This is a genomic window from Deinococcus marmoris DSM 12784, from assembly GCF_000701405.1.
GTDB classification, from domain to species: Bacteria; Deinococcota; Deinococci; order Deinococcales; family Deinococcaceae; genus Deinococcus; species Deinococcus marmoris.
Map to the genome: position 1 here is coordinate 44,262 of NZ_JNIV01000025.1, position 6,289 is coordinate 50,550.

The 6,289-nt window shown below is 65.8% G+C and carries 6 protein-coding genes and 1 tRNA gene; 2 read left to right on the forward strand and 5 right to left on the reverse strand.

The window, feature by feature from the left end:
- The gene (locus tag Q319_RS0107935; protein WP_029481675.1) at positions 1-1,323 is read left to right on the forward strand and encodes a site-specific integrase; all 1,323 of its coding nucleotides are present in this window, start codon (positions 1-3) and stop codon (positions 1,321-1,323) included.
- A 164-nt stretch (positions 1,324-1,487) separates the two neighbouring features.
- Here Q319_RS0107935 and Q319_RS0107940 read toward each other — a convergent pair.
- Together Q319_RS0107940 and Q319_RS0107945 are read right to left on the reverse strand one after the other, a co-directional pair.
- A tRNA-Ala gene (locus Q319_RS0107940) sits at positions 1,488-1,562 on the reverse strand.
- 247 nt (positions 1,563-1,809) lie between these two features.
- Positions 1,810-2,781, reverse strand: a complete 972-nt coding sequence (locus Q319_RS0107945) for a phosphotriesterase family protein (RefSeq protein ID WP_029481677.1) — start codon at positions 2,779-2,781, stop codon at positions 1,810-1,812.
- 223 nt (positions 2,782-3,004) lie between these two features.
- On the opposite strand from Q319_RS0107945, the gene Q319_RS0107950 reads away from it, so the two are divergent.
- Positions 3,005-4,693 carry a long-chain-fatty-acid--CoA ligase gene (locus tag Q319_RS0107950; protein ID WP_029481680.1) on the forward strand — a complete coding sequence of 563 codons (1,689 nt, stop codon included), beginning with the start codon at positions 3,005-3,007 and terminating at the stop codon, positions 4,691-4,693.
- A gap of 143 nt (positions 4,694-4,836) precedes the next feature.
- Here the strand turns inward: Q319_RS0107950 and Q319_RS24310 are convergent, their stop codons facing one another.
- The 3 genes from Q319_RS24310 to Q319_RS0107960 all read right to left on the reverse strand — a co-directional run.
- Positions 4,837-5,787 carry an ABC transporter ATP-binding protein gene (locus Q319_RS24310; RefSeq protein WP_245619040.1) on the reverse strand — a complete coding sequence of 317 codons (951 nt, stop codon included), beginning with the start codon at positions 5,785-5,787 and terminating at the stop codon, positions 4,837-4,839.
- Positions 5,784-5,954: a hypothetical protein gene (locus tag Q319_RS28610; protein WP_245619042.1), complete on the reverse strand. Its 171-nt coding sequence runs from the start codon at positions 5,952-5,954 to the stop codon at positions 5,784-5,786. The genes Q319_RS24310 and Q319_RS28610 overlap by 4 nt, the downstream gene beginning before the upstream one ends.
- A gap of 4 nt (positions 5,955-5,958) precedes the next feature.
- A partial coding sequence (locus Q319_RS0107960; protein WP_139322927.1) for an ISAs1 family transposase occupies positions 5,959-6,289 on the reverse strand: 331 nt, incomplete at its 5' end.

The window sequence follows — 6,289 nt, forward strand, 5'->3', positions numbered from 1 at the left end:
ATGCCTCCCGCTGGCTGGAAAAACCGAAACGCTGCACCGAAGACGCGTGGCAAGGAGAAGTACATCACGGAACGCCAGGACGGCCGTTTCGCTGTCACCATTGAGAACGGTAAGTTCGACGCCGACAAGGGGCGGCATGTGGCGTTCCAGAGTACCTACCGCACCCTAGAAGACGCCTGTAAAGCCCGCAACAAGGTACTCCATGACCGTGACCGTGGCATCGTGGTGATCCGCGACAGCACCACGGTGCGCGAACTGCTCGTTGACTGGGGACGGCGACGCCGGGATGCCGGGGCCGAACACTCGACGGTTGAAAACCACGCGTGGCTGACGGAGCTCATCTCGGGTGCGTTCGATGTGGCGCCGTTGGTGCAGTTTGGAAACCGGCAGGTCCAGAAACTGGAAGTGCAGCATGTGGAGGCGATGCTCGGGAGCCTGCGTCAAGCAGGCTACAAACCGAGCACGCGGGCCAAGGCTTTCCGGCAACTGCGCAGCGCCGTTGAGGAGGCTGTTCAGCGCGGCCTCCTGCCCCGCAACCCTGTTCGTGGCGTCCGGGCTCCCGTTGTCGCTGCGTCTGCCCCGCGAACGACCTGGACGCCGGAGGAACTCACCCGCCTCCATGCAGCCGTGAAGGAAAGCCGGATGTCTGCTTTTTTCATCCTTCTGATGGCCACCGGTACCCGCGTGGGCGAGCTGGTGGGCGCGTGTCTGGAGGACTACGATCCGGCCAGCGGGGTCCTGCGGATCACCGGAACGGCCAAGAAGGGGGGCGGGCGGGGCAAGCCGAAGACCGAGCATGCGCTGCGCGAACTGCCCCTGCCTCCCGCCGTGTGCCAGATCCTGGCGGACCACCTTGTGGCAGTTTCGAGGGCCCGCGCCGCTGCTGGTCCCCTCTGGGGTCAGCGGAAAACGGTCAAGGACGAGGCTGAGACCCGTGCCCTTCAGCGTCAAGCCTCGACCCGCCGGTACGCGGCAGGCTGGGTGCCCGCGCCCCCGGCCCCTGAACCGTATGCGCCGATGTTTCCAACAGGGAACGGAACGCCGTTCCTGGTCCGCAACGTGCAGCGGGAGTGGAGCGAGATTCTGAAACGCGCCGGCCTGCCGCACCGGCCCCTGCACGAGACGAGGGCGGCCTGGATCACGGCGGTGCTCGGGGAATTGAAGGTCCACGAGGTGCAGCGAGCGGCGGGGCACTCAACTCCGGAAATGACGTTGCACTACGCCCGCAACGTAGAGGGCCGCCAGACCCGTGCGGCGTTCATCGGGGCTGAGCGTCTGGGACTGGTGGACAGCCAGGAAGAAGGGGGAGAGTCAGTCAGTTAACAGCGCAGAGCGCGAAGGGCCAGAGAGTGTGTTTCCTGGCCCTTCACGTTTATGCAGTTGGGCCGCATAAAAGTCCTTTCCCTGTCAAACCCTGTCAACTTGCCAACTGAGACGCTGGACCAGGGTCAAAAAGAAAGAAGGACGCCGTAAACGACGTCCTTTCTTGGTGGAGGCTTGGGGATTCGAACCCCAGACCCTCCGCTTGCAAAGCGGATGCTCTCCCGCTGAGCTAAGCCCCCTCAGCGGGGCGCAGATTAGCAGATGACTGGTGCGAATGGCAAGGGGTGGTGCGGGGAACGCTGTACGGGGTGAACGCGGAGTGGGCAATATGCCCGAATTGAAGCGTGGCATCCCGCAGATGCGCAGATTTCTGGGCGACGGTCTGCCTGGATCCTGAGCATAGGAGTTAGTCCGGGACGACGCTTCTGTTTTCCATCCTGGGCGCGGTGGGGCAAGGCGGCAGTCAAATGCCACGATCCGGGCCTCTCAACCAAAGACGCGGGCGGGGTTTTTGACCGTCATCTGGTCGATCTGCTCCTGTGAAATGCCGCGCCGCAGCAGTTCGGGCAGAATGTCGTCCATCAGATGGGTGGGGTGCCAGTCCTTGATGGCGGGCAGGATGGCCTCCGGCAGCGGGAGCGGGCGGCCCAGCCACTGCCAGATGGTGTCGTGCGACAGCAGGATGCGCCCGGCGTGCCCGTCGCCCAGCAGTGCCTCCAGCACCCGCAGGCGGTCCGTGTCCATCGGCGTACCCACTAGACCCTGCAATCCGAGTCGGTCAAAAGCGATGTTGACGCCATGTTTCAGGGTCTCCCGGTGGTAATCCGGGTCCGTGTTGCCGTCCATGTGGCCGATCATGACGCGCCCCGGATCAGCGCCCTCGCCCACCAGCAGTTCGGCCTGCTGCGGTCCCTGGCGGCCCTCCTGGGTGTGGGTGATGATCGGCACGCCCGTCTCGCGCTGCACGCGGGCCGCCGCCCGGAAAAAGACCCGCTCGTAGGGGCTGATCTCGTCGCGGCTGCTGGCCAGCTTGAGGACTCCCGCCCGGATACCCGTCGTCCCGATGCCGTCCGTCACCTCGCGCAGCATCATCTCGTAAACTTCAGAGAAGCCGTCGGTCAGCGAGAAACGGAACTTGAAGTAGGCGGTGGCCCCCTCACCCTCGTAATAAAAACCGCTGGAACACAGGATGTTCAGGCCGGATCTCTCGCTGACCTCGCGCAGAAAGGCCGGGTTGCGCCCGCACTCGTTGGGGGTGGCGTCCACGACGGTCTGCACGCCGCGCGAGCGCAGGGTCCCGGCCACCCGCACACATTCGTCCAGCGCGGCGGCGTGGTCAAACGTGCCCAGGGTCACGTCCCCCTGATAGCCGGGATAGCCGAAGATGACGTGTTCGTGTGGCAGGGTAAAGCCCATCTGATCGGCGGGAACGGGGCCAGTGAAGGTCTGTGCAGTCATGTGGAACTCCTTTGCGCAGCAGGGATTACGGGGCGAGAAGGAACCGCGCAGACAGACGTGTCCATCTGGCGGGAAGCTGGATTGAAGATGGCCCATCATGGCCAGGGACGCGCCCCCACGTCAAATCTCCGTGTCGGCATGGGATACATTGAACCCCGTCTTCACCGTCAAAAATTCGTGGCAGCGGCTCCAGTCCGCGCTGGCCGTTCAGGGGGAACAGCACATGATCCAGTCCTCATCCGCCCGTTCTACTCAGCCTCCCAGCCCCAGCCAGCCCCTCAGCCCCAGCACCCGCTACTGGCCGCCCGGGCAGCCGTTCAGTCTGGACGTGCCGCAGACCAGCCTGTACGACAATTTGCGCGTGTCGGCGCGGCGTTATCCCGACAAGGTGGCCCTGTGGTTCTACGGACGCGAGGTGCTGTACCGCGAACTGCTCGCCGAGGCCGACGCGCTGAGCGGTCATCTGGCGGCAGCAGGCGTAGTGCAGGGGGACCGCGTGCTGATCGCCATGCAGAACAGCCCGCAGTGGGTGGCGGCGGCGCACGCGATCTGGCGGCTGGGCGCGGTGCTGGTGCCGCTGCCGCCCATGCTCGGCCCAGAGGAGTACCGCTATTTCCTGGGGGACGCCGGGATCACCGTCGGCCTGGTGGGGGGCGAGCAGTACGCGGCGCTCAGGGCGGCAGGGCTGGAACATGCCGTCGTCGCGGACCTCTCGGAAGGCACCACTCTGCCGCTGCCTTCCGGGCTGGACAGCCGCCCCGAACTTCAGGCCGGGGACGTGGACTGGCAAACGGCCCTGCGTGCCGCGCCCGCACCCGAGGCCAGGGTGGGCGCGGGGGATCTGGCGGCGCTGCCGTATACCAGCGGCACCACCGGCAAGCCCAAGGGCGCGATGCACACGCACGGTAGCGTACAGGCCAACGTGACTGGCAGCGCGGTCATGCGCGGCGCGAACCCCGCCGACGTGCTGCTGATGACCCTGCCGCTGTTTCACGTCTCGGCGTTCATCCACGACATGCTGATGGGCCTGTATCTGGGCAACCGGGTGGTCATGATGGCCCGCTGGGACAAGGCGCTGGCCCGCGAGCTGACCCGCACCCAGGGCGTGACCGTGTGGTTCGCCATCACGACGCTGGTGGTGGACCTGCTGAGCCTGCCTGATCTGTCGGCAGCCGACATGCCCACGCTGCGGATGATCGTGGGCGGCGGCGCGGCGATGCCCGAAGCCCTGGCGCGGCAACTCCGCGACCTGACTGGCCTGTCCTTCGTGGAAGGCTACGGCCTGACCGAGACCATCTCGCAGAGCCACTTCAATCCCATGAACCGTCCCAAACTGCAATGCCTGGGCCTGCCGGTCTTTGACGTGGACTCCCGCATCGTGTACCCGGAGTCGGGCCAGGAAGTGCCGCAGGGTGAGGTAGGGGAAATCGTGACGCGCGGGCCGCAGGTGTTCCAGGGCTACTGGAACCGCCCGGAAGCGACGGCGGAGGCGTTTCTGGAACTGGGCGGCCAGCGTTACTTCCGCACCGGGGACCTGGGCTACGTGGATGACGAGGGCTATTTCTTTTTCGTGGACCGGCTCAAGCGCATGGTCAACGTGGGCGGCATGAAAGTCTGGCCCGCCGAGGTAGAGGCGCTGCTGCACGCCCATCCCGCCGTGCAGGAAGCCTGCGTGATCGCCGTCCCGGACACGCGGACTGGCGAGCGGGTGCGCGCGGTCATCGTGCTGCGCCCCGGCCAGCGCCCGGATGAGGCTGATGTGATCGCCTGGGCACGCGAACAGATGGCCCACTACAAGGCCCCGCGCGAGGTCCGGTTCGTAGATGCCCTGCCGCGTGGCCCGACAGGCAAGGTCGCTTGGCGCACCATGCAGGAAGAGGCTAGAGGGGAGCTGGAATTGCAGGGGGACTGATCTTTCCGGTATCACTTCTGACCTTTCGGGGTTGTTCTCCTCGGGAATGCGGGGCCATGCTTCTTCCGGCGTGTGGCAGCAAGCCCCCGCCGTGTAACCGTCAGGAAATTGGGAAATGAACTCCAGGAAACGCCTGCACGCTTCTACACCTGCTCGGGCAGGCCAGGAGTCTGGGCGCGTTCCAGCGCCGCGTATCTTCCACCCCTCGAACGCAGTGCGGCGGGTGGACCGTCTTCCACAATCACGCCGCCCTCCAGCACCACCACCCGGTCCGCACTGCGGGCCAGCGACAGGCGGTGGGTCACGATCAGGGCGCTGCGTCCCTCCATCGCTTCCTCCAGCGCCCGCACGATCAGCGCCTCGGATTCGGCGTCCACGGCGCTCGTCGGCTCGTCCAGCAGCAGCACGGCGGGGTCTGCGAGCAGCACGCGGGCAATGGCCAAGCGCTGTCTCTGTCCGCCCGAGAGTTTGACGCCGCGCTCACCCACAATGGTGTCCAGTCCCTGCGGCAGCCCCGCGACGAACGAGGCCGCCCCGGCACGCTCAAGGGCCAGATCTACTTCCTGCGGCGTGGCGTCGGGACGGGCGTAGCGCACGTTTTCCAGCACGGTGTCGTAGAACAGGAAGGTGTCCTGCGGCATCACGGCGGCGGCGCGCCGCAGCGAGGGCAGCGTCAGGTCCCGCACGTCGTGGCCGTCCAGGGTCACGCGGCCCGACTGCGGATCGTACACGCGCGTCAGCAGCCCGATCAGGGTACTCTTGCCCGCCCCGGACGCGCCCAGCAGCGCCACCCGTTCGCCGGGCCGCACCCGCAGATTCAGGCCGCGCAGCACCGGCTGGGCCGGATCGTAGCCGAAGGTGACGTTCTCGAACACGATCTCGCCCGTGACCGGCTGCGGCAACGGCACCGCGTCCGGGCGTTCCAGCACCGTGACCGGGGCGTCCAGCACCTCGAAGATGCGCCGCCCGCTGGCCTCGGCGCGCTGAAGCAGATCGTTGAGGCCCACCAGATCGTCGATGGGACCGTAGAAGTAGCGCCCGTAGCCCCGGTACGCCAGCAGCCCGCCCAGCGTGAACTGGCCGCCTGCGATCACACCACCCCGCCGCCCAGCATCAGGATGTTGCCGAAGTTGGCGATAAAATGCACCAGCGGAAAGGCCCGGTTGCGGATCACCACCGCCTTCATGCCCTCGTCGTACAGTTCCTGCCCGATGGCGGCGACCTTGCGCGCCTCCGCTTCCTCGCGCGCGAAGCCCTGCACAGGGCTACCGCAAAGTCAGGACAGCCTCTAGAAATGGCAAATCCATCGTGGCGCGGAACTGTTTAGAGGCCAGACTTCCCTTGCCCGTCCCTTCACGCCGCAGCAGATGGGCAGCCATCTGCCGCACCATGACCCAATTCTGGGCTGCAATTCGGTTCTTGACCTTTGAAGCATCATCATCAAAAACCACGTCCAGCACCCAGTGAAGCTGATTTTCTATGCCCCAATGCAGTCGGCTCGTTCTCAGAATCAGTGCGGCATGGTTTCGCATACTGGTCAAATAGAAGCGCTCTTCCACACTGGTTTTCTGGCCTACAGTTCGTGTTGAACGAACG